Genomic DNA, 19,424 nt, shown 5'->3' on the forward strand with positions numbered 1-19,424 from the left:
CCGGGCAGGCTTAGGCGGCCCGCTGGGCAACTTCGCCGGGCCCGGCTCCGGCTGCGCCGAAGATGAGCTGGCGGGTGGCGATCTTTTCGGTGAAGAACCGGTCGTGGCTGACCACGACGACGGCGCCCGGGAAGTGCTGCAGCGCCCGCTCCATCACCTGGGTGCTGGAGAGGTCCAGGTGGTTGGTGGGTTCGTCCAGCAACAGCACCGAGGCGCCGGAGAGCAGGCATTGCGCCATCGCCACCCGTGCCTTCTGGCCGCCGGAGAGGTTGCCGATCTTCTGCTTGAGGTCCGCCTCGGAGAACTGGAACATCGCCAGGAAGCGGTTAACGGACTTCTTCGTGGCGCTGAAGGCGAGGCTGTCCGGCAGCGCGTTGACGGCGTGCGAGACGGTGTCGCCGTCGTCGAGGTCCTCGAGCATCCGGTTGTAGGACACGAACCCGGGCCCCTTGGCCCACGCCACGACGCCGGAATCGGCGTGCTCCTCGCCGGTGAGGACCTTCAGCAGGGTGGACTTCCCGCTGCCGTTGGCGCCGAGGACGGCAATCCGGTTGCCCTTGCGGATTTCGAAGCTCAGGTCCTCGAAGAGCAGTTTTTCGCCGTAGGACTTGGCCAGCCCCTCCACCCGGCACAGCACGTCCTTCACGTGTAGTCCGCCGTAGATCTCGGTGACGATCTGGTCCACCGGCCGGGGCGTGCGGGATTTCTTGATCTTGGCCAGCTGGTTGCCCAGTCCGCGGCCGGCGGCCTTGGCGGCCTCGCGGCGGTCGGCGATCCCCTCGGCTTCAAAGGCGAGCAGTTCGGATTCGTGGACGAACTGCTGTTCGAGCGTCTTGAGCCGGAACTGTTTCTGGACCACGTATTCGCCGAAGTTTCCGGGGTATTCGTGCAGGTGGAAGTTCTCCACCTCGATGATGCGGGAGACGACGGCGTCCAGGAACTTCCGGTCGTGCGAGACGATGACAGCAGCGCCCTTGAAGTCGCGGAACCAGCTTTCCAGCCATTCGACGCCGGCGACGTCCAGGAAGTTGGTGGGCTCGTCGAGCAGCAGGACGTCCGGTGCTTCGAGCAGGATCTTGGCCAGCGCGGCACGGTTGCGCCAGCCGCCGGACAGCGCATCGATCGGGCAGTGGCGGTGGGCGTCGTCGAACCCCAGGGTGGTCAGCACCGTGTCGATGCGGCGCGGATAATCCCAGCCGTCGAGCCGGTCCATGTCCTCGAACAATGCCGCCTGGCGGCCGATTAGCCGGTCCCTCTCGTCGGCCGCGGGGTTATTGGCGATGCTCGCGTCGATGGCGGCAAGTTCGGCTTCAACGGCCTTGATCTCGCCGAACAGCCCGTCGAGGACCTCGGCGATGGTCGATTCGCCGTCGAGCTCGGAGAACTGGGAGAAGTACCCCACCTTGGTGCCGAGCTCCACGCTGACCGTGCCGGTGTCCGGGGCCACCTGGTCCAGGATCAGCTTCAGGATGGTGGTCTTCCCGGATCCGTTCTTGCCGATCAGGCCCACCCTGTCTCCGGGTTCGAGCCGGAAAAACGCCTCACGGAGAATCTGGGTGTTGTCGAAGCGGACGCTGACGTCATGCAGCCGGATCAGGCTCATTGCTGCTGTCCTCTCAAAGGGGGTAGGCCCGGGGCCCCGGGGGCCGCCCGGAACGGAACAGAATGCCCGGGGCTTCGGCCGCCCGGCACGCATCTCCGGGCCGGCGTACATGCTTGGGGTGGGGGTCCCAGACTATCCCGACCCGCCAAGGCAGCCGAACCCGGGACCGGCCGGACGCGGGCGCCGCGGGCCGCTGGCCGCTGGAACAGCGAAGACCCCGCACCGCGCTGGGCGGGACGGGGTCTTCGGCAGGTTCGGGCTTTCGGGCCCTTGAGCGCCTTCGGGGTTACTTGTGGGACTTGCCCGCCTTGGAGTGCGCGGCTTTCGGCGCCACTGCGGGTGCCGGGGCGCGGACGGCCGAGGTGGCTGCCCCGGCTCCGTAGGACGGGACGGCCGGGGTGGCGGCAGCCTGGCGGCGGTGCTGGGCGGCGTTGGCGAGGCCGGCCGCGCGGTGCGCAGCTGCGTTCTCGTGCGCCCAGGCGCTGTTGCCGCGCTCCGAAGACTCGCCGGACTCGTCGTCCCCGGCGTCGTCAGCCTCATCGTCATCGGTGGGTGCCGGGGCCGGCGCGGTTTCGGTCTCGGTCGGCTCCGGGGCCGGCGCGGTTTCCGTCTCAGTCGGCTCCGGGGCCGGCGCGGTTTCCGTCTCAGTCGGCTCCGGGGCCGGCGCAGTCTCCGTCTCGGTCGGCTCCGGGGCCAGCGCAGTTTCGGTCGGTTCCGCAGTGGGGTCGGCGGTGGGGGTGTCGGTGGGGTCCGCGGACACGGTCGCAGTCGGGTCCGAGCTGAGCTCCGTAACGGTGGAGGCCATGGCGGCGCCGGTACCGCCGGTGACTACGACGGCGGCAACGACGGTGGCTTTGCCCGCCGTGCCGAGGGCGCTGAGCCAGGTGAAGATTCCTGCCAAGGGGTGTTCCTTCCAGAGTGCGTTCATTGAGGACGGCCGGCGGTCGCACACAGCCAGCCGCGCGCCACGTTACCGAACCGAAACTACGGTTGGGGGCGGGATGGGGATTCCTGCGGAATTCCTTGGGAAAAACACGGCCGGCCCGGGATCCGGTCCGCCCCCGGTAGGCTCATTGGAGGCAACAAGAGAGGAAATCATGACAACGGATTCCGCTGCGGATCGCGTGCAGGCAGCCGCGCCCGAACGGTATGAACACGAAGACGACCTGCACGGCCAGCGGCACCCCTCCGACGCGGAGCTCCGCCGGCAACTGGCGGACACGCTGCGCAAGGAGACGGCCCTCGTTGAGAAGTGGGTCTCTTCCGGGGACTGCTTCATCCTGTCGGACGCCGGAAAAGTCCACCTGCCGTCATGCTCCGACATCCAGGCACTCATGGACCGTGAAGCGGCATGGGCACCGTACCTCGATGACCTGGAACGGGTGCGGGACTGGCACGGCACCGACAACGCTCCCCCGATGCCGGCGCTGCTGACGCGCGCCGACGTGGAGGACCTGGCCAGCTATGCGGCCTGCCCGGGCTGCGCCCCCGTGCTGGACCACACCGAGAAGCGGGCTGCCGCCCGCGGGTGGACCGCTGTGCAGGCCGGCGGGCTGAACTTCCGGCACTTCGGTACGGTGTTCAGCCTCGCGGACGGAACCGAGCTCGGCACCCTCACCAGGATTTCCCGGGTGGAGACGGCCGACGGCCTGGACTTCGCCGCGGAGTTCGACGGGATTGTCGACCCCGTCGCGGACCCGCTCACGGAACTGGTGTACCGGAGCGAGGCGGCCCCGGAGCCGTACTAGGCGGCCCGGGACCGGGGCCGGTCCCGGCCCTACTTGACGGTGAGCACCGGGTTCGCGGGGGCTTTGAGGGAGTTGACCTGCAGCCCGACCGTGGCCTTTTGGCCGGCGGCAAGCTTGGTGGTCCAGTCCGAGCCGGTGCAGGTGATCGTGGCCTTCGGCACCACCGTGCACTTGATGCCCCACGAGTTGGCGACCGAAGTGACGTTCGGGTCGTTCCACGAAACGGACCAGGCCGACACTGACCGCAGCGCGGTGACGTCGAGGTTGGCAACGTATCCGCCGTTCCAGGAGCTGGTAAGCCGCCATACCGCCGTGATGGCCGGGCCGGACGTCGGGGCGGGAGTCGGCGTCGGGCTGGCCGTCGGTGCGGGGCCGGACGTCGGCGGCGCCGTCGCAGTCGGCGTCGGGCTGGCCGTCGGTGCGGGGCTCGACGTCGGTGACGCGGTCGCCGTGGCGGTTGGCACGGGGACGCTGACCGCCGGGGCGGCGGTCAGGATCGGTGCCAGCGCGTCAAGTTTGGCCCGCTCCGGGGTCCGCCAGTCGGACTGGACAAGGCCGCCGGTGATGCCCGAATTCGGGTTGAAGGCCCAGTAGCCGTAGGACATGCGGTTTGTCTTCAGGTAATCGACGATCGATTTCATCCATGCCTTGTCCGAATCGGTGGCCAGGGCCGTGCCGAATTCGCCGAGCAGGACCGGCGCGATCCCCTGCTTCTGCAGGTACCCCCAGTTCCGGTCCCAGACGGAGGGCAGGTTCGCCGGGTAGGCGGGGTCACTGAACCACTTCTGTGCGAAGAGGGACGCCGGGTAGTCGTGCGGGGAATACACGACCCGGTGCGGGGTGGCCAGGACGACCGGTTTCGCGCCGACGTCGGCCAGGCCGCCGCCCCACCAGGTGCCGCCGGCGGTGGCCTGGTTCTCGATCCCTTCGATGATGATCAGGAGGTTCGGGTTGGAGGCCAGAACGGCGTTGCCCCCGCGGGTGGACGCTGCCTGCCAGTCGGTCGCGGCTTTGCCGCCCCAGGTGGCCGCGCCGGCCGGTTCGTTGTGCAGGTCGGCGCCGACGACGGTCGGGTCCGCCTTGTACCGGTTGGCGAGCATCTTCCAGTCGGAGATCCACTTCGACTCCGGCACGGCGGAGGTGTACCAGAGCGGTGACTGGTCGGCGGAGGAGGGCCGGTGCCGGTCCAGGATGATCCGGAGGCCGTTGGCTTTGGCGCGGGCGATGACCGTGTCCATGACGTCCAGCGGCTTCTTGCCTTGGAGGTTGTAGGTCCGATTCGCCCAGTAGTTCACGCTGCCCTTGATGGTCATCGCGGCCAGGCACTCGTTCGAGTATGGCAGCCGGACGGTGTTGAAGCCCATCGACTTGATGTTGGCGAGGGCCTCGTCGATGGTCAGCGTCCCCCACAGGCCGTGCGGGACGCAGTCCGGGGTTTCCAGACCGAACCAGGACGTGGCCTTGATGATGTACGGATTGTTGTTCGAATCGCGGATCGTCCCGCCGTCGGTATGCAGCCAGCCGGTCGCGGCCGGGGTGGCGTCCACGACACGCTCGGGGGCGTACGCCGGCCCGGCCCCGGAGGGAGCCGCCCAGCCGGCTACGGCCAGCACACCGGCCAGTGCGGCGGCGGCCAGGGCTGCCAGGTGGGGGCCGCGGCGCTGGCGCGCCGGTGCTGCCGCGGTGGGGCGGTCAATCGTCAAGTTTCCTCCAGGTCCCGGGGCAGCGCGGCCCGCACCAGCTCGGTGCGGCGACGCTACACAGGACCCCACCGTACAGAGCGCGGCGGCCGCAAGCGCGGCGACGCTCTGAAAAGGGCGGCAAGAAGTCGGACCGCCGTTCGGACAGGGGCGCGCGGCCGGGCCCTAGCTGGCGGGGTCGTACTGGAAGGCACGCACTTCCTGCGCGCACCGGCAGGCAGCCGCGATCTTCGCTGCCCACTCCAGGGCCGCCTCGTAGGAGGGCAGCTCCAGCACGGAGTAGCCGCCTTGGAGCTGCGTCGTCTGCGGGTAAGTGCCCTCGTGGACGGTACCGTCGCCGTCGACCATCACGGGCGGGATGCTCTCATCGATGCCGCCGCCGAACACCCAGACGCCGGCGTCCTTGGCCTCCTGGACGACCGCGTGCGCCGCATCCGCAACGGCCTGCAGCTCTTCCGCAGGGAACACCATGGCGGCACTGGGAAAGGAGATCAGGTACTTGGTCATCGCGTCGGCTCCTTCTTCGCAGCACGGGGATCGATCCCACCCTGACCCGGTGCACGGTGGCGCGCAAGATCCCGGTCCCGCGGATACCGGGTGCCGTACCCTCAAGGGCTCAAAAACCCCTGCAAATTGTGGAGCTAAGGAGATTCGAACTCCTGACCTCTTCGATGCGAACGAAGCGCTCTACCAACTGAGCTATAGCCCCGCAGCAACGCCGCTCCCGGAGGAACGGCGTTGTCAACGTTCCTAGGCTACAAACTATCCGCCCGCATTGCCAGCCAGCCCTCGAATGTCTGCGTGCCGTGTCGCTCTCCCGGTGCCAGATTGAGTCCGGCGCGCAGATATTTACCCATCCCGCCGGGCAGCGGCAGCTCCACGACGCGGCCGCGCGACCCCGACGCCCGCTGCCAGATGATGGCCAGCTCGCGCATCCCCGCTACCTCGGGTCCCCCGATCGTCCGGACGCGGTGCGGCCCGCCGGACGGGGCCTCCAGCGCTGCCTCAACCAGCGCGGACGCGACGTCGGCGGGAGCAATCGGCTGGAACCGGGCCCCCTTGACCACGGGAACCAGCCGGAGCCTGGAACCCGCGGCAAACAGGCTTGCGAGCAGGGAGTGGAACTGCGTGGCCCGAAGCACCACGGTCTCCAGGCCTGAGAGCTGATAGACCCGCTCCTTGGCTGCCTTCGACTTGTAATAGCCGAAGCTGCTGCGGTCGCAGTTGACGATCGAAAGCATCACCGCCTTCGGGACCCCGGCGTCCCGGGCGGCGGCCAGCAGCCGGGCTCCGCCGTCGGCGAAGCTCCGCAGCGCTTTGCCGGAGCGCCCCTCAAGGCAGTCGATGACGACGTCGGCTCCGGCCAGCGCCGCGGCCAGCCCCTCCCCGGTGGTGACGTCAGCGCGGAAGTAGGTGGCGCCGTCGAGGTGCAAGGGGGTCCCCGGGGCGGGCGGGTTGCGGCTGAGCACGGCAACCTGGTGCCGTCCGCTGACCGCCTGGCGCACGACGTCGCGGCCTACCTGTCCGGTGCCGCCGGCAACGCAGATTCTCGTCATGAACGTCAGGCTACCGCGCGCGGGCAAGAAAAAGCCCCGGGCGGCCGCTTCACGGCCGCCCGGGGCGGAGAAAGTGGGTCAGGCGCGGCGGCGCTGCAGGACGTCGTCGAGGTTGCTCAGCGCGCTTTGGCCCTTGCCGAGCGGCTTCGATTCGGCGGCGGCCGCTTCCGGCTGCCGGACGGCCGCCTGCTTCAGCGAAGGTTTGCCGACGGCTTTCGGGGCCTCCGGCAGGTCCAGCGGTTCGGGGGCGGCGCGCTCCGCCTTCGGCGCCTCCACGTAGGTGGGCTTAGGTACTTCCACGGGCTCCCAGCTGGAGCCCTCGGCGGAGGCCGGATCGCCCACCCGGCGCACAGAGGCGTCACCGGAGGCCGCGGCCTCGGCCAGGGCGGCCTGCCGCAGGTCCTCAGCCGTGAGGGGCTTGCGGTCAGGCTGGGGCTTGGGGGCACCGGCTTCAGCGTCGAAGAGTGGGATCTCCTTCTCGGGTCCCGCCGCATCGCGGGCGGCGTCGGCCCCTGTCAGGGAGGGGTTGGCGGAAGACACGGTGGACGGGGCCCCCATGGCCGCTCGGAAGGCGGCATTCAGCTTCCGACGGCGGTCCCGCACGGCAAGCCTGCGCAGCAGCACGACGGCGGCAATGGCACCCAGCAGGGCGGCGGCGGGCAGCCATCCGGACCCAAGGCCAAAGAGCCGCAGGGCTGCAGAGACAATTCCGGTGAGCAGCAGGAGCAGGCCAACCACCGCGAGTGCCAGCCGCCCCCAGCGGATCCGGAAAGCGGGAGCCGCGGGGGTCCGGCCGCCGTCGAGGGAACCCGGGCCTGACTCGGGGAGCTGCGTACTCGTCATCGGTTTCTCCTGCGGGGCCGCCATCTTCATGACGTTGCCTGCTTGGGGGTCTGCTTTTTCTACCTGCACGGCGTCCTTCAGGAACTCCCCCGCCGGCTGCAGCTGGTGGTGGCCGTTCCGGAGCATGTAGGGAGCCACCCATACGATCCAGAGCGCAACAACAATGACAAGGATCACTGAGCTGCTGAGAGGGAAGTCCACAATCAAAACCGTATGAGCAAGACGGCGGAGCGGGCGGCATTGGCGGCGGTGTGTCGCGAGGCAACTGCCAAATCACTGGAGATATGACGAAACGGCTGGTCAGGCCGCGGTTTCCGGCGGCCGGCCGGGACGGGTTTCCAACCACCTCGCCAGGAGTCCCTCGGGCACTTCCTCAGCGGTCAGGGCGAAGGTGCGGTGGTCCGCCCATTGGCCGTTGATGTGCAAAAAACGCGGCCGGTAGCCCTCGTCGCGGAAGCCCAGTTTTTCCACCACGCGCAGGCTTGGGAGATTCTCCGGACGGATGTTGATTTCCATCCGGTGCAGCCCCAGCGTGCGGAAGCAATAATCCGTCGCCATCGCGACCGCGGTCGGGGCGATGCCCTGGCCTGCCCGGTCCTGGTCAACCCAGTAGCCGAGCGTGGCCATCATGGCCGAGCCCCAGACGATTGATGAGACCGTCAACTGCCCGACGATCACCGGTTCCCTGAACCCGGGAGTCCAGGCGGTGATCACAAAGGGCAGCGCCGTGGCCTGCGCGGCCTGTGCCTTAAGGGACCGCACCATTTGGCGGTAGTCGGGCAGGCCCCCGCCGGGAACCGGGTTGGACGCTTCCCAGGGGGCCAGCCACTTCTCGTTGCGGGCTCGGAGCTCGCTCCACTCCCGGCGGTCCCGGTACCGGATCGGGCGCAACATGAGGTCGCCGCACTCCAGGTTCACCGGCCAGGTGAAGCCGCCCGCCACGGGACTATTTCGTCAGGCCGGAAGTGAAACCGGGCAGCCATTCGCGCAGGCCGGGGCCGAGGTCTTCGCTGTCGCAGGCAAGCTGGACGCAGGCCTTGAGGTAGCTGAGCTTGTCGCCGGTGTCGTAGCGGCGGCCGCGGAAGATCACGCCGTACACGCCGTAACCTTCGCCCTCGCCGGCGGAGAGCTCCTGCAGGGCATCGGTGAGCTGGATTTCCCCGCCGCGGCCGGGCTCGGTCCGCTCGAGGACTTCGAACACCGCGGGGTGAAGGACGTACCGGCCGATGATGGCCAGGTTGGAGGGGGCCTCATCGACGTCGGGCTTCTCCACGAGCTGCTTGATCCGGACGTATTCCTCGCCCTCGACGGCTTCGACGTCGGCGCAGCCGTAAGCGCTGATCTGCGAGGGTTCGACCTCGATCAGCGCCACAACCGAGCCGCCGGTCTTCGCCTGGACCTCGATCATGGTACTGAGCAGTTCGTCGCGGGCGTCGATGAGGTCATCGCCCAGCAGGACGGCGAACGGCTCGTAACCGACGTGCTGCTTGGCGCGCAGCACGGCGTGTCCCAGGCCCATCGGGTCGCCCTGGCGGACGTAGTGGATGTCCCCGAGGTTGCTGGCGGCCTGGATGGACTCCAGCTTGGCGGTGTCTCCCTTGGCTTCCAGCGTCGCTTCCAGCGTGGGCACGCGGTCGAAGTGGTCCTCGAGGGCGCGCTTGTTGCGTCCGGTGATCATCAGGACGTCGTTGAGGCCCACGTTCACGGCTTCCTCCACGACGTACTGGATGGCCGGCTTGTCGACGACCGGCAGCATCTCCTTCGGCATCGCCTTGGTGGCGGGAAGGAAGCGGGTGCCGAGGCCCGCAGCGGGGATGACGGCCTTACGGACGGAGGCGTTGGGTGTAATCACTGGACTAATCTAACCGAGGGGGCAAAACATCAGGTAATTGTCCACCGCATGGCAGCCGCGGCAGCCCGCCCTCCGGCGCCTCCCGGCCGAAAGGACGCCACCGTATGAGCAGCAAGGAAGAGATCCGCTCCCGGCACCGCTTACGCCGGGCCGCCCTGTCGCAGGCGGAACTGGCGGACGCCGGTGCCGCCATTGCACGCCACGGGCTGGCCTGGGCCGCCGGGCTGGCCTCCGGGCCGGCCTCCGGGCAGCCCCACACCGGGCAGCGGACGTTCGCCGCATACCTCGGCGTCGGCTCCGAGCCGCCCACCCTCCCCCTGCTGGCAGCCCTGCACGACGCCGGCCACCGGGTGTTGCTCCCCGTCTGCGAACCGGACCTGGTACTGAGCTGGGTGTACTGGACGCCCGCGTCGGAGTTTGTCCGCAGCCAGTACGCCCCCATCCAGGAACCCGCCGGCGAACGCTTCGGCACGGCTGAGGTGCGCGGAGCCGCCGGTATCTTCCTGCCCGCCACGGCCCTGGACCGTTCGGGCAACAGGATCGGCCAGGGCGGAGGCTATTATGACAAATTTCTGGCAGCCCTTGCCGCCCTGCCTCCGGGCGGCGCCGGAACCACGGAGGGCCCGGTGCCGACCGCGGCCGTGGTCTACGACGCCGAGGTGCTGCCCGCCGGCAGCATTCCGGCGGAGTCGTTCGACCAAAGGGTCGACTTCGCGCTGGCTCCCGGCGGCCTGGTCCGGCTTTCACGGCTTTCGGGGCCTTCCGAGCCGGCGCCCGGCGGGTGATAGAATTGGCACTCAGGCCCTGCGACTGCTAATGCCAGGTTTGTTGGCGCTCGGATCCCGCCCACCGTCTCGGTGGCGACAATCCAGCCACGGCAGCACGGGACCTGCTCGTTTGTCCTAAAGGAGGAATCCCAGTGCCCACGTACGCATATGCCTGCAAGGACTGCAGCCACGCCTTCGAGACCGTGCAGTCCTTCACGGACAGTTCCCTGACGACCTGTCCGGAGTGCCAGGGGACCCTGCGCAAGAAGTTCAACAGCGTCGGCGTCGTGTTCAAGGGTTCCGGTTTCTACCGGACCGACTCGCGTGACTCCAAGGGCAGCGCTGTTGCGCCGGCCACCCCCGCCGCAGCACCGGCGACCTCCACCACGGCCTCCGCCGCCGCCAGCTAGCGACCGGCGGGTAGGTCCCGCCCGGCTCGCGGCAGCGCGGTTGTCCACATAGCGCCGCCGCTGGCTGCCGGCGACCTACCGGCCGGCCGTAGCGTGGCGGCATGGCACACCGCCGACGCCTCCTCCGCCCGCCGCGTTCCGGCTCGTTCTTTTCCCGCTCCCCACGTTCCGGGTCACCGCCGGCCTTCGCCGCGGCGCCTGCCCGGCCGGCAACGGCGGACCGCGCTGCACGGCTCCGGCCGCCGCCCCCGTCCCCCGGACGGGGCCGCAAGCTCCCGCCGCGGCGCCGGCTTCGGACCTGGTGGGCCCGCCACCGCCGGTTGGCCGTCGCCCTGCTGTTGTGCCTCGCCGCCGGCCTGGCCGTGCAGCAATTGACTCCGGTACCCGACGCCACCGTCGCCGCGTGGGCCGCAGCCAAAGACCTTCCGGCCGGCCGCGTGCTGGCCCCTGCCGACCTCGCCGCCGTTCACGTCCCGCCCGGAATGCTGCCCGGCGGTTCCTTGGACTGGGCCGCCCTCGAGGGCAAACAGCTCGCCGTGGCCTTGCGCAAAGGCCAGCTCCTCACGGACGCGCAGCTCGTCGGACCGGGTTTGCTGGCCGGCAGCCCGCCGGGCGCGGCAGCCGTGCCACTACGAATGGCGGACCCCGCATCCATCCAGCTGGTCTCCCCCGGCCAGCTTGTCAATGTCGTGCTGACCAGCGCGGACGGCTCCGGGCAGGCCCAGGCGTCCCGGCTGCTTGCCGCCGCGGTGCCGGTCCTCTGGACCTCTTTGCAAGGAGGAAAAGCCGGCCAGTGGCTGGACTCCGGGGACACGGACGGGCTGATGGTGGTGGCGGCGGACCCGGATCAAGCCCGTAGGCTCGCCGGAGCCTCCACGCAGGGCAAGCTCTTCTTCGTCCTGGTGGGGGCGCGGCCTGGCTGACCGGCAGGCGCCAGGCGTCTGTTGCGGGGTGTCTCTCAGCCCCAGTGTGGCGGCCGCTGTTCCTTGAGCCAGGCGTCGTGGTCGTAGTTGCCCGGCTGGTCGCCCCAGCGCCGCGGATCGTCTTCGGCGGCCTTGGTGGGCAGCAGCCCGGCGGAGGCCGCGGGGCGGCCGGCTTTCTTGTCTTTGGCTGGTTGGTGCCGCGTTCCCCGGGGCGCCGCGTCCTCGGGCTGCGCGCCGTTTCCAACGCCGCCCTGCTCCGGGATCTCGTTCCCGTTCTCGTTGCCTGCGTTCATGCCGCCGGACTCCTTGCTGCGAATAGCTCTTCCCTGCTGCCGGGCACCGTCCGCCGGTTACCCGCGGTCAGCGGCGGCAGGAGCGAAGGTCTCCTGCGCGTCGTCGACACTGAGGTTCTCGATGTCGTCGGAAAAACCGGGCGAAGTGCTGGCGCGGCTCGGCGCCGCCGGTTTCTCCAGGCCGAGGTAGCCGCCGATCCGGTCCGCACAGGCGGAGGGATCAGTGAAGACCTCTATGGTCCATAGTGGCATGTACCGCCAGCCCAGGCGCTCCAGCAGCTGCGGGCGGAGGCGGCTTCGCTCGCGCACCGTCATCCGCCGGTACCGCTCGGTGCCGTCGGATTCAATCGCCACCGGGCGGGGAATCTCGGCGTCGTCCTGGCCGATCGTGTGCATCGGGTCCGCGGCGGCCACCATGTCCAGGACGCCGTCGTACTGATGCCACACCCGGGCACCGCGGGCACGGAGCCGGTCGCCGAGGTCCGCCACCAGCGGGTCGGCGCCAAGGGCCTGCTCGCTGGCCGCCGCGCGGGAGGCCGGACTGCCCAGGTCGGAGTTGCCCGCGATTTCCCGGTCCAGGAGTTCGTAGAAGTCCACCGCGCCGTGGCTCAGCCGGGTGACGTCCAGGTCCTCGGGCCGGAAGCAGCTCAGCACGTGCAGTGAGCGCCGTGCGCGGGTCATCGCGAGGGCGAACTTAGCGCGGCCCCCGGCGGCGGACAGCGGCCCGAGGCTGTGCAGCGCGCGCCCGTGCGGGGTGCGGCCGTACCCGGGCGAGAAGATGACATGGTCACGGACCAGGCCCTGGGCCCGCTCAAGGTCCACCACGCGGAACGATTCGTCGCCGGCGGTAAAGAAGCTGCCCAACAGGGGGTAGTTGGGCAGTTGCCGCCGGATGGCCTCGCCGATCCGGGCAGCGTGCCGCAGGCTGCCGGTGACGACGGCCAGCGACGTGCGGGGCCGCAGCCGCGCGTGTTCGAAGACCAGTTCCACCACACGGTTGACCTCGGCCACCACCGATTCGACGCCGTCGTGGTCGGCGCTCGGCAGGCCCGTCCCGTCCGGCAGGTATTCCACAGCCAGGGCGCGGTCCAGCCCGGTGGCCGACTGCCCCTCCGGGAGCCGGCGGAGTTCGCCGTCGTAGAACCCCTTGCTCAGCTGCCGCACGAGGTCCTCGTCGACGGCGCGGTACACGGTCCTCAGTTTCCGGACCGGCAGCACGGCGGCCAGGGCCTGGTAGGCGCTGTCCACGGGCTGGTACGGGTTCTCGCCGGCGGCGAGCCGCTCCACCCCTACGGTGAAGCTGCGCGGGCTGGCGATCTTGTCGTCGCCAAAGGCGATGACCTGCCGGGAGCGGGCGACGGCGGGCAGCACAGCCTGCAGCGAGGTCGCCTCCGCGTCCAGGATCACCACCGCGTCAAAGCGCTGTTCGGCGGGCAACAGGCTGGTCATGAGGTACGGGCTGACGGACCACACCGGCACCAGCATGGGCACCAGCTCCGGCGATTGCGCGGTCAGCGCCGCAGGGGTCACCCGCCCGTCCTTGAGCAGGCTCCGCAGCAGGTCCGCCTGCCGGGGGTGCTCGCTGAGGGCAGCGCGCCAGCGTTCGGCCAGTTTCCAGCGCAGCCGGGCGGCGCCGCTGGCAATGTGGGCGTTGTCCGCGAGGCGGTACTCCGCCTCGAGCTGGCGGAGGGCGTCGCCGTCGGACATGGCGAGGTAATCGTCGCCGCTGATCATGGCTTCCAGGGCCGACTGCCACCAGGCCAGCTCAAGCTCCGAGGCCACCGACTCCGCCGGCACCTCACGCTCGGCCAGGTCATCCAGCAGTTCACCGAGCCCGTGCTCGCGCATGTTCTCCACCAGCAGCGTTCGCTCCGGCAGGGTCTCCAGCGTTGCGGTGTCCGCGACGAGGCGCTCCAGGCGCTCGACCAGCTCGTCGTAGGGGGTGTCGCGGACGGATCCGCCGGCGGCGGTGTGCTTGACGGCCGCGCCCAGCTCGGCCAGTTCGGCTTCCAGCTCGCGGTACAGGGCGGTGATCTCGGCCAGGCCGGAGGGAACAGCCGGGTGGCGCTGGGTGGTGGCGTAGCCGGCCCAGGCGGCCCGCTGCTCCTGGACCAGGACCAGGGAACTGTGGAGGTCCGCGATGTGCACGCCGGGCCGGACGTACTCCTTGGCGACGCGGCGCAGCCGGGACCGCTGCATGGACGCCATCTCGATGTTCCGCTCGCGGCGCCACGAGGACGGGGCGGTGGCGGAAATCAGGTCATGGACGGGCCGGTCGAAAATGTCGGGGGTGAACTTGTCCAGGCTTTCCCGGACCGCGACCAGCAGGTCGATCTGGTCCCCCCACTCGGCAAACGTCGCGCCGAGGCGGATCTCAGCGTGTTCCGCGACGCCGTTCATCCGTTCGCGCAACTGCGGGAGCTTCTCCGCCACGGAGCGCGCCACCTGCTGCGCTTCCTGGGTCTCCTTGCGGGTGAGCAGCCGGGCGCCGTGCCACGGGCTCATAGTCGAGGCGCGGCTGAAGCTGCCCAGCTCGGCGGCCCGGCGGAGCCGTCCCGCCAGTTCCTCGCGGTCCCTGATGCTGTCCAGCACGCTGCGCTTGAGCCGCACAGTGGTGGCCGGTGCCGGGTGGATGGCGGTCAACGCCGCGAGCGACTGCATCGCCTCATACGGCGAGCATCCCCAGCGCGCCCGCACGTTGTGCAGGGACGCGACGTGGTCCATCAGGGCGTGCCGGTGCTCGGTCAGCGTGGAGTGCAGGTTCTTCAGCTGCGGTTCAAGCGACTTTTCATTGCGCACAATAGCCCGGACCAGCTGGCCCTTGAGCTGCAACGGCGTAGCGTTGCCCGCAAGCTGGACGAGTACCGAGTCAAGCCCCAGGGATTCCAGCTGGGCGGACACTTCGGCCAGGCTGGCCCGGCGGTCGCCGACGACCAGGACGCTTTTGCCTTCGTCGACCAGGGCGCCGATGGTGTTGATCGCGGTCTGGGTCTGGCCGGTTCCGGGCGGGCTGCTGACCACCAGGGAGTCGCCGGCGCGGACGGCGTCCACGACGTACTGCTGGTCCGTGTCGGCATCGAGCAGCAGGAGTTCGTCGGCGGGGCTGCGCTCGTCCGTGCTCGGGAAACGCCCCTCCTCCAGCTCGGGGACGTCCACCGGGGCGCCGGTGGCGGCGCGGCCCAGCGCAGCCACGAGCGGGTTGTTCTGGTTGATCCACGGGTCATCCAGGTTGCCGGAGAGGTCCGCGAACGTCGAGACGAGCAGGTTGTGTTCGATTTCGGCGCCGTGGATCGGCTGGATCAGGGTGCCGAGGCGGTCCAGAACGGGCTGCGGATCGTACCGGGCCGTGCTGTAGGCCATCCGGGTCACGGCGTTGACGTCAAAGACGATCCCGTGGACGGTCTTCAGGTGCCGGACCAGGGCGGGATTGATCCGGGCCTGCTCCGTCAGCTGCAGCTCGTAGTCGTCCTCCCCCGGGCGGACGGTCAGGGAAACGGCGGTGAGCATTACGGGGGCGGACACCCGTTGCGGTTTGCCTCCGACGGCGGAGGTCCAGACGACGGTTCCGGCCGAGAAGTAGCCGGCGTCGATGCCGCGGTCGTTGGCGAGTTCGAAGATCTTGGAGCGCAGGTTGCGGGAGGCCCGCGCGGCGACGACGTACTGCTGGCGGTCACGGATCAGGGTCGACAGGCGGGTCCGGCGGCCGGCCATCAGCTGGGCCAGGCCCGACGGGTGGGCGTGGGTCAGGTCGATGGAGCCCTCGGGCGTTTTGGTAAAGCGCAGCATGGTGTCTGCTCCGGTGACGGGTTTAAGACCCGACAGCCATTTCCTGAACTCCTCGGAGCCCTCGGGGTGGCCTTGACCAACTGACACTGCTGCCTTCTTTTCTGTGCTCACGGTTTCTGACTGCGCGCGGGACGCCCTGGACCATACCGGCATGCTTTCGAGGTTAGCCCGAATCCTTGGCCTGTGCCGGGCCGCAACACTGGCGCACGCCAAATTCGTGGGCAAATTGCTTCGGCGCCGGGTCCGCGCAAAAGCAAATGGCCGGCCTCAAAGGAGGCCGGCCATTCACGCCGTTATTCCCACTCGATGGTTCCCGGCGGCTTGCTGGTGACGTCCAGCACCACGCGGTTCACGCCGTCGACTTCGTTGGTGATCCGGTTGGAGATCCGGGCCAGCAGGTCGTAGGGCAGCCGAGACCAGTCGGCCGTCATGGCATCCTCGGAGGACACCGGGCGCAGCACGATCGGGTGGCCGTAGGTTCGGCCGTCGCCCTGCACGCCGACGCTGCGGACGTCCGCCAGCAGCACAACGGGCATCTGCCAGACCTCGTTGTCGAGGCCGGCCGCGGTCAGTTCGGCGCGGGCAATGGCGTCGGCCTTGCGCAGCAGGTCCAGACGCTCCTTGGTGACTTCGCCGACGATCCGGATGCCCAGGCCCGGACCGGGGAAGGGCTGCCGGCCGACGATTTCCTGCGGCAGGCCGAGCTGGGCGCCGACGGCGCGGACCTCGTCCTTGAACAGGGCACGCAGCGGTTCGACGAGTTCGAACTGCAGGTCTTCGGGCAGGCCGCCCACGTTGTGGTGGCTCTTGATGTTCGCTGCGCCCTCGCCGCCGCCGGACTCCACGACGTCCGGGTAAAGGGTTCCCTGGACGAGGAACTTGATCTTTTCGCCGTGCGCGGCGGCCTCGGCGATGATGGCCAGTTCGGCTTCCTCGAACGCGCGGATGAATTCGCGGCCGATGATCTTGCGCTTGGTCTCCGGGTCGCTGACTCCGGCCAGCGCGGCCTGGAAGCGTTCCTGCTCGTTCGCGACGTAGAGCTTGACGCCGGTGGCGGCGACAAAGTCGCGTTCCACCTGCTCGGCTTCGCCCTCGCGCAGCAGCCCGTGGTCCACGAAGACGCAGGTCAGCTGGTCGCCGACGGCGCGCTGGACGAGGGCGGCGGCCACGGCCGAGTCGACGCCGCCGGAGAGCCCGCAGATCACGCGGGAGTCGCCGACCTGCGCGCGGATCCGCTCCACCTGCTCGTCGAGGATGTTGCCGGTGGTCCAGTTCGGTTCCAGCTTGGCGCCCTTGAAGAGGAAGTTCTCCAGGACCTGCTGGCCGTAGGCGGAGTGCTTCACCTCGGGGTGCCACTGCACGCCGTAAAGGCACTTTTCCTCATTGGCGAAGGCGGCCACGTCGGCGCCCGCCGTCGTCGCGAGGACCTCAAAGCCTTCCGGCGCCTCGTGCACGGAGTCGCCGTGGCTCATCCAGGTGCTCTGGTGCTGCGGCATGCCCTCGAGGATGGAGCGGCCTTCGCCGATGGTGGTGGTCTCGGTGGCGCCGTACTCGCGCAGGCCGGTCCGGGCCACCTTGCCGCCCAGGGCGTTGGCCATGGCCTGGAAGCCGTAGCAGATGCCGAACACGGGGACGCCGGCTTCGAACAGGTCGGCGCCCACGCTCGGGGCACCTTCGGCGTAGACGCTCGCGGGGCCGCCGGAGAGGATGATGGCGGCCGGGTTCTTGGCCAGCAGCTGCTCGGTGCTGTAGGTATGCGGAACGACTTCCGAATACACATTCGCTTCCCGGACGCGGCGGGCAATCAGCTGCGCGTACTGGGCACCGTAGTCAACAACCAGCACGGGCCTGTGGGACGTCTGGGATGCAGTGGGAGTGGTCACCCTCCTAGCCTACTTTGCGCCCGCACTCCGCCGCACATCGAGAAGCCCCGGGTAAGCGAACTCACAGGCCGGCGCGCCGCCTGTTGACTGGGGCTCAGTAGCGCTGCGGCGCCTGCGGGTTGGCGGCGAGTTCGGCCTCCACTTCGGCGTGGAATTTCTTCTCCACGAAGAAGGACAGGAACGGCACGACGCCGCCGAGCGCCAGGATGATGAGTTTGGCGAACGGCCAGCGCATCAGCGACCAGAGCCGGAAGTTGGACATCAGGTAGACGACGTACATCCAGCCGTGCACGATCAGCACCGCGACGGACAGGTTCACCCCGCCGATGACTCCCGGCGGCTCGGCGTCGGCGAATCCGAAGCTGAACGGCTGGCCGGTGACGGCGTTGGTGCCGCCGGCGAAGAGGTACTGGCCGAAGACGTAACGGGCGATCAGCTCTGCGCAGAGCAGCAGCAGCATGGAGCCGGTCAGGTAGGCGAGCACCTTGTAGAACTTCAAGGCGGAGCGGATCTGCGCCTCGGTGCCGCCGAAGCGGCGCTTCTTGCCGCTGGCGCTTCCCGTTCCGTTGGACTGCTGCGGCTGGATGGCCGGCTGGGGCTCGATCATGATTGCACTCTCGGATTGGTTGGGTCGGTCTCGGGGGAATCGGTGCTGTGGGGCGGGTCCGCGGCCAGGCGGGCGGCCGCTTCGTCCTGGGCGTCTTCGAGGTCCCGGCGGTAGTCGTCCTTGACCAGGCGCCACCAGATGAAGAGCGCGAAGCCGGCAAAGACCACCCACTCCGCGGCGTAGAAGAGGTTGAGCCAGTTCACCGTCTGCGCGGGCGGCTGCGGACCGATGTTCAGCGGTTTGATGGTTCCGGAGGCGGCCACGTCGGCGCTGCCGGACCGCTCCGCGCTGGCGGCGACGAAGCCGGGGTAGCTGCTGACGTCCCAGAGGTTGATGAGTTCGGCGACCGAGACGGCGCTGGCGCGCCCGGGGCCGGCGTCGGTGTTGGGCAGCGGCGCTTCGGACGGGATCAGCCGCCCGGTCAGTTCAATGGTGCCCGACGGCGGCGCAGCGGCGTCCGCGGCGTCGGCGACCCAACCCCGGGCCACGGGGATCCAGGTCTGCGGGGACGCTCCGGCGCCCGTCAGGGCGGGTGCGCCTTGCACCGCGAAGGCGGAGACGATCCAGAACCCCTTGGCGCCGTCGTTGATCCGGCCGGGAACCAGGACCTGCTTCTGCGGGTCGTAGCGGCCGGTGGCGGTGACAACCTGGTCGGCCACGGAGCCGGGGAAGAACTGCCCGGGCTTCAGGACGGCGGTCAGCGGGCGGGGCTCCTCGGTTCCTGTGGAAACCGGCGCCTCGGCCCGTGTGGAGCGGCCGAACTGCCACTGGCTCAGCAGCACAAAGACCCCGGAAATCACGATCGCGAACACAAGGCCTGCGATCCAGCGGGGTTTGAGGGCGGTTTTCAGCACCCCTTAACCGTACTTCGTCCGCCTGTAGAACAACGAAACGGCTCTGTAGGCCTGCCCCAAATTTCAGTGGTCGAAGAACACCAGGCTGGAGTTGATCAGTTCCGAAATCACTTCCGGGTCGTAGGCCCGGCGGAGCGACTCCCGGAAGGACTCCTTGGACAGCGAGCGCGCCAGGGTGGCCAGCACTTCCAGGTGGTCCGAGAAGGAGCTTGCCGGCGTCGCGATCAGCAGGACGACGGTGGCAGGGCCGTCGGCCGCGCCGAAGTCCAGCGCCTTGCCGTACTTGGTGATGCCGACCGCGATCGAGGTGCGGGAGACGAATTCGCTGCGGGCGTGGGGCAGGCCGACGCCGCCGGGCAGTCCGGTGGCCAGCTGGTGCTCGCGGGCGTTAACGCGGCCAAGGAACCCTTCCAGATCGGAAATCCGGCCGGCCTCATACATCCGCTGCGCGAGTTGGGCGGCGGCGTCGAACTTGTCCTCCGCGTCCAGCTCCAGGATCACCATCTGCGGCGTCGTGAGGTCGGCATCGTACCGGTCCAGTGGTTCCGCCAAGAGGTGTCCCTTCGAAGTGTCATCGGTGCGCGCCGACTGCTGGTGCG

Annotated in this window: 18 protein-coding genes and 1 tRNA gene; 4 read left to right on the plus strand and 15 right to left on the minus strand. The window is 69.4% G+C overall.

The features are described 5' to 3' along the window. Window positions 1-10: 10 nt before the first annotated feature. On the minus strand, window positions 11-1,603 hold the full coding sequence (locus AC1MED_RS13610) for an ABC-F family ATP-binding cassette domain-containing protein (protein WP_479783786.1): 1,593 nt from the start codon (window positions 1,601-1,603) through the stop codon (window positions 11-13). Between the two features lie 286 nt (window positions 1,604-1,889). Continuing rightward, on the minus strand, window positions 1,890-2,504 hold the full coding sequence (locus AC1MED_RS13615; protein ID WP_479783787.1) for a hypothetical protein: 615 nt from the start codon (window positions 2,502-2,504) through the stop codon (window positions 1,890-1,892). Window positions 2,505-2,700: 196 nt separating this feature from the next. Between AC1MED_RS13615 and AC1MED_RS13620 the strand changes: the two genes are divergently transcribed. Further along, entirely contained in the window at window positions 2,701-3,351 is a 651-nt protein-coding gene (locus tag AC1MED_RS13620) for a hypothetical protein (protein WP_479783788.1), read from the plus strand. A 29-nt stretch (window positions 3,352-3,380) separates the two neighbouring features. Here the strand turns inward: AC1MED_RS13620 and AC1MED_RS13625 are convergent, their stop codons facing one another. The 7 genes from AC1MED_RS13625 to galU all read right to left on the minus strand — a co-directional run bounded on the left by AC1MED_RS13625 (window position 3,381) and on the right by galU (window position 9,302). Further along, window positions 3,381-5,054, minus strand: coding sequence for a cellulase family glycosylhydrolase (locus AC1MED_RS13625; protein ID WP_479783789.1), 1,674 nt, complete (start codon window positions 5,052-5,054; stop codon window positions 3,381-3,383). Window positions 5,055-5,216: 162 nt separating this feature from the next. Continuing rightward, window positions 5,217-5,558: a YciI family protein gene (locus AC1MED_RS13630; RefSeq protein ID WP_479783790.1), complete on the minus strand. Its 342-nt coding sequence runs from the start codon at window positions 5,556-5,558 to the stop codon at window positions 5,217-5,219. A gap of 129 nt (window positions 5,559-5,687) precedes the next feature. Further along, window positions 5,688-5,760: transfer RNA gene (locus AC1MED_RS13635), tRNA-Ala, on the minus strand. Window positions 5,761-5,806: 46 nt separating this feature from the next. Continuing rightward, complete coding sequence (locus AC1MED_RS13640; RefSeq protein WP_479783791.1) at window positions 5,807-6,607, minus strand: SDR family oxidoreductase; 801 nt, start codon at window positions 6,605-6,607, stop codon at window positions 5,807-5,809. Window positions 6,608-6,685: 78 nt separating this feature from the next. Further along, window positions 6,686-7,651: a hypothetical protein gene (locus AC1MED_RS13645; protein WP_479783792.1), complete on the minus strand. Its 966-nt coding sequence runs from the start codon at window positions 7,649-7,651 to the stop codon at window positions 6,686-6,688. Between the two features lie 99 nt (window positions 7,652-7,750). Then, window positions 7,751-8,344, minus strand: a complete 594-nt coding sequence (locus AC1MED_RS13650; RefSeq protein WP_479786684.1) for a GNAT family N-acetyltransferase — start codon at window positions 8,342-8,344, stop codon at window positions 7,751-7,753. Between the two features lie 52 nt (window positions 8,345-8,396). Then, window positions 8,397-9,302 carry a UTP--glucose-1-phosphate uridylyltransferase GalU gene (gene galU / locus AC1MED_RS13655; RefSeq protein WP_346960257.1) on the minus strand — a complete coding sequence of 302 codons (906 nt, stop codon included), beginning with the start codon at window positions 9,300-9,302 and terminating at the stop codon, window positions 8,397-8,399. Between the two features lie 104 nt (window positions 9,303-9,406). On the opposite strand from galU, the gene AC1MED_RS13660 reads away from it, so the two are divergent. The 3 genes from AC1MED_RS13660 (at window position 9,407) to AC1MED_RS13670 (ending at window position 11,402) form a co-directional block, all read left to right on the plus strand. Next, window positions 9,407-10,087 carry a 5-formyltetrahydrofolate cyclo-ligase gene (locus tag AC1MED_RS13660; protein WP_479783793.1) on the plus strand — a complete coding sequence of 227 codons (681 nt, stop codon included), beginning with the start codon at window positions 9,407-9,409 and terminating at the stop codon, window positions 10,085-10,087. Window positions 10,088-10,221: 134 nt separating this feature from the next. After that, on the plus strand, window positions 10,222-10,479 hold the full coding sequence (locus AC1MED_RS13665) for an FmdB family zinc ribbon protein (RefSeq protein WP_346960259.1): 258 nt from the start codon (window positions 10,222-10,224) through the stop codon (window positions 10,477-10,479). Window positions 10,480-10,580: 101 nt separating this feature from the next. Then, window positions 10,581-11,402 carry an RcpC/CpaB family pilus assembly protein gene (locus tag AC1MED_RS13670; protein WP_479783794.1) on the plus strand — a complete coding sequence of 274 codons (822 nt, stop codon included), beginning with the start codon at window positions 10,581-10,583 and terminating at the stop codon, window positions 11,400-11,402. Window positions 11,403-11,437: 35 nt separating this feature from the next. On the opposite strand, the gene AC1MED_RS13675 is transcribed toward AC1MED_RS13670, so the two are convergent. The 6 genes from AC1MED_RS13675 to AC1MED_RS13700 all read right to left on the minus strand — a co-directional run bounded on the left by AC1MED_RS13675 (window position 11,438) and on the right by AC1MED_RS13700 (window position 19,377). After that, complete coding sequence (locus AC1MED_RS13675; protein WP_479783795.1) at window positions 11,438-11,695, minus strand: hypothetical protein; 258 nt, start codon at window positions 11,693-11,695, stop codon at window positions 11,438-11,440. Between the two features lie 57 nt (window positions 11,696-11,752). Continuing rightward, entirely contained in the window at window positions 11,753-15,634 is a 3,882-nt protein-coding gene (locus tag AC1MED_RS13680; RefSeq protein ID WP_479783796.1) for an AAA family ATPase, read from the minus strand. Between the two features lie 140 nt (window positions 15,635-15,774). Then, window positions 15,775-17,364 (minus strand): glutamine-hydrolyzing GMP synthase, encoded by a 1,590-nt coding sequence (guaA, locus tag AC1MED_RS13685; RefSeq protein WP_479783797.1) that lies wholly within the window; start codon window positions 17,362-17,364, stop codon window positions 15,775-15,777. Between the two features lie 94 nt (window positions 17,365-17,458). Continuing rightward, on the minus strand, window positions 17,459-17,971 hold the full coding sequence (locus AC1MED_RS13690) for a DUF3817 domain-containing protein (protein WP_346960262.1): 513 nt from the start codon (window positions 17,969-17,971) through the stop codon (window positions 17,459-17,461). Beyond that, window positions 17,968-18,825, minus strand: a complete 858-nt coding sequence (locus AC1MED_RS13695; RefSeq protein ID WP_479783798.1) for an SURF1 family protein — start codon at window positions 18,823-18,825, stop codon at window positions 17,968-17,970. The genes AC1MED_RS13690 and AC1MED_RS13695 overlap by 4 nt, the downstream gene beginning before the upstream one ends. Before the next feature lie 63 nt (window positions 18,826-18,888). Next, the gene (locus tag AC1MED_RS13700) at window positions 18,889-19,377 is read right to left on the minus strand and encodes a PTS sugar transporter subunit IIA (RefSeq protein WP_479783799.1); all 489 of its coding nucleotides are present in this window, start codon (window positions 19,375-19,377) and stop codon (window positions 18,889-18,891) included. Window positions 19,378-19,424: the final 47 nt, after the last annotated feature.

It is taken from the genome of Arthrobacter sp. BI5, from assembly GCF_056680065.1.

Coding starts and splice junctions, on each gene's coding strand:
- AC1MED_RS13640 (WP_479783791.1), bottom strand. CDS start 6,607: ATGACGAGAATCTGCGTTGCCGGCGGCACCGGACAGGTAGGCCGCGAC.
- AC1MED_RS13670 (WP_479783794.1), top strand. CDS start 10,581: ATGGCACACCGCCGACGCCTCCTCCGCCCGCCGCGTTCCGGCTCGTTC.
- AC1MED_RS13690 (WP_346960262.1), bottom strand. CDS start 17,971: ATGATCGAGCCCCAGCCGGCCATCCAGCCGCAGCAGTCCAACGGAACG.
- AC1MED_RS13630 (WP_479783790.1), bottom strand. CDS start 5,558: ATGACCAAGTACCTGATCTCCTTTCCCAGTGCCGCCATGGTGTTCCCT.
- AC1MED_RS13650 (WP_479786684.1), bottom strand. CDS start 8,344: ATGTTGCGCCCGATCCGGTACCGGGACCGCCGGGAGTGGAGCGAGCTC.
- AC1MED_RS13675 (WP_479783795.1), bottom strand. CDS start 11,695: ATGAACGCAGGCAACGAGAACGGGAACGAGATCCCGGAGCAGGGCGGC.
- AC1MED_RS13680 (WP_479783796.1), bottom strand. CDS start 15,634: ATGCCGGTATGGTCCAGGGCGTCCCGCGCGCAGTCAGAAACCGTGAGC.
- AC1MED_RS13610 (WP_479783786.1), bottom strand. CDS start 1,603: ATGAGCCTGATCCGGCTGCATGACGTCAGCGTCCGCTTCGACAACACC.
- AC1MED_RS13620 (WP_479783788.1), top strand. CDS start 2,701: ATGACAACGGATTCCGCTGCGGATCGCGTGCAGGCAGCCGCGCCCGAA.
- AC1MED_RS13660 (WP_479783793.1), top strand. CDS start 9,407: ATGAGCAGCAAGGAAGAGATCCGCTCCCGGCACCGCTTACGCCGGGCC.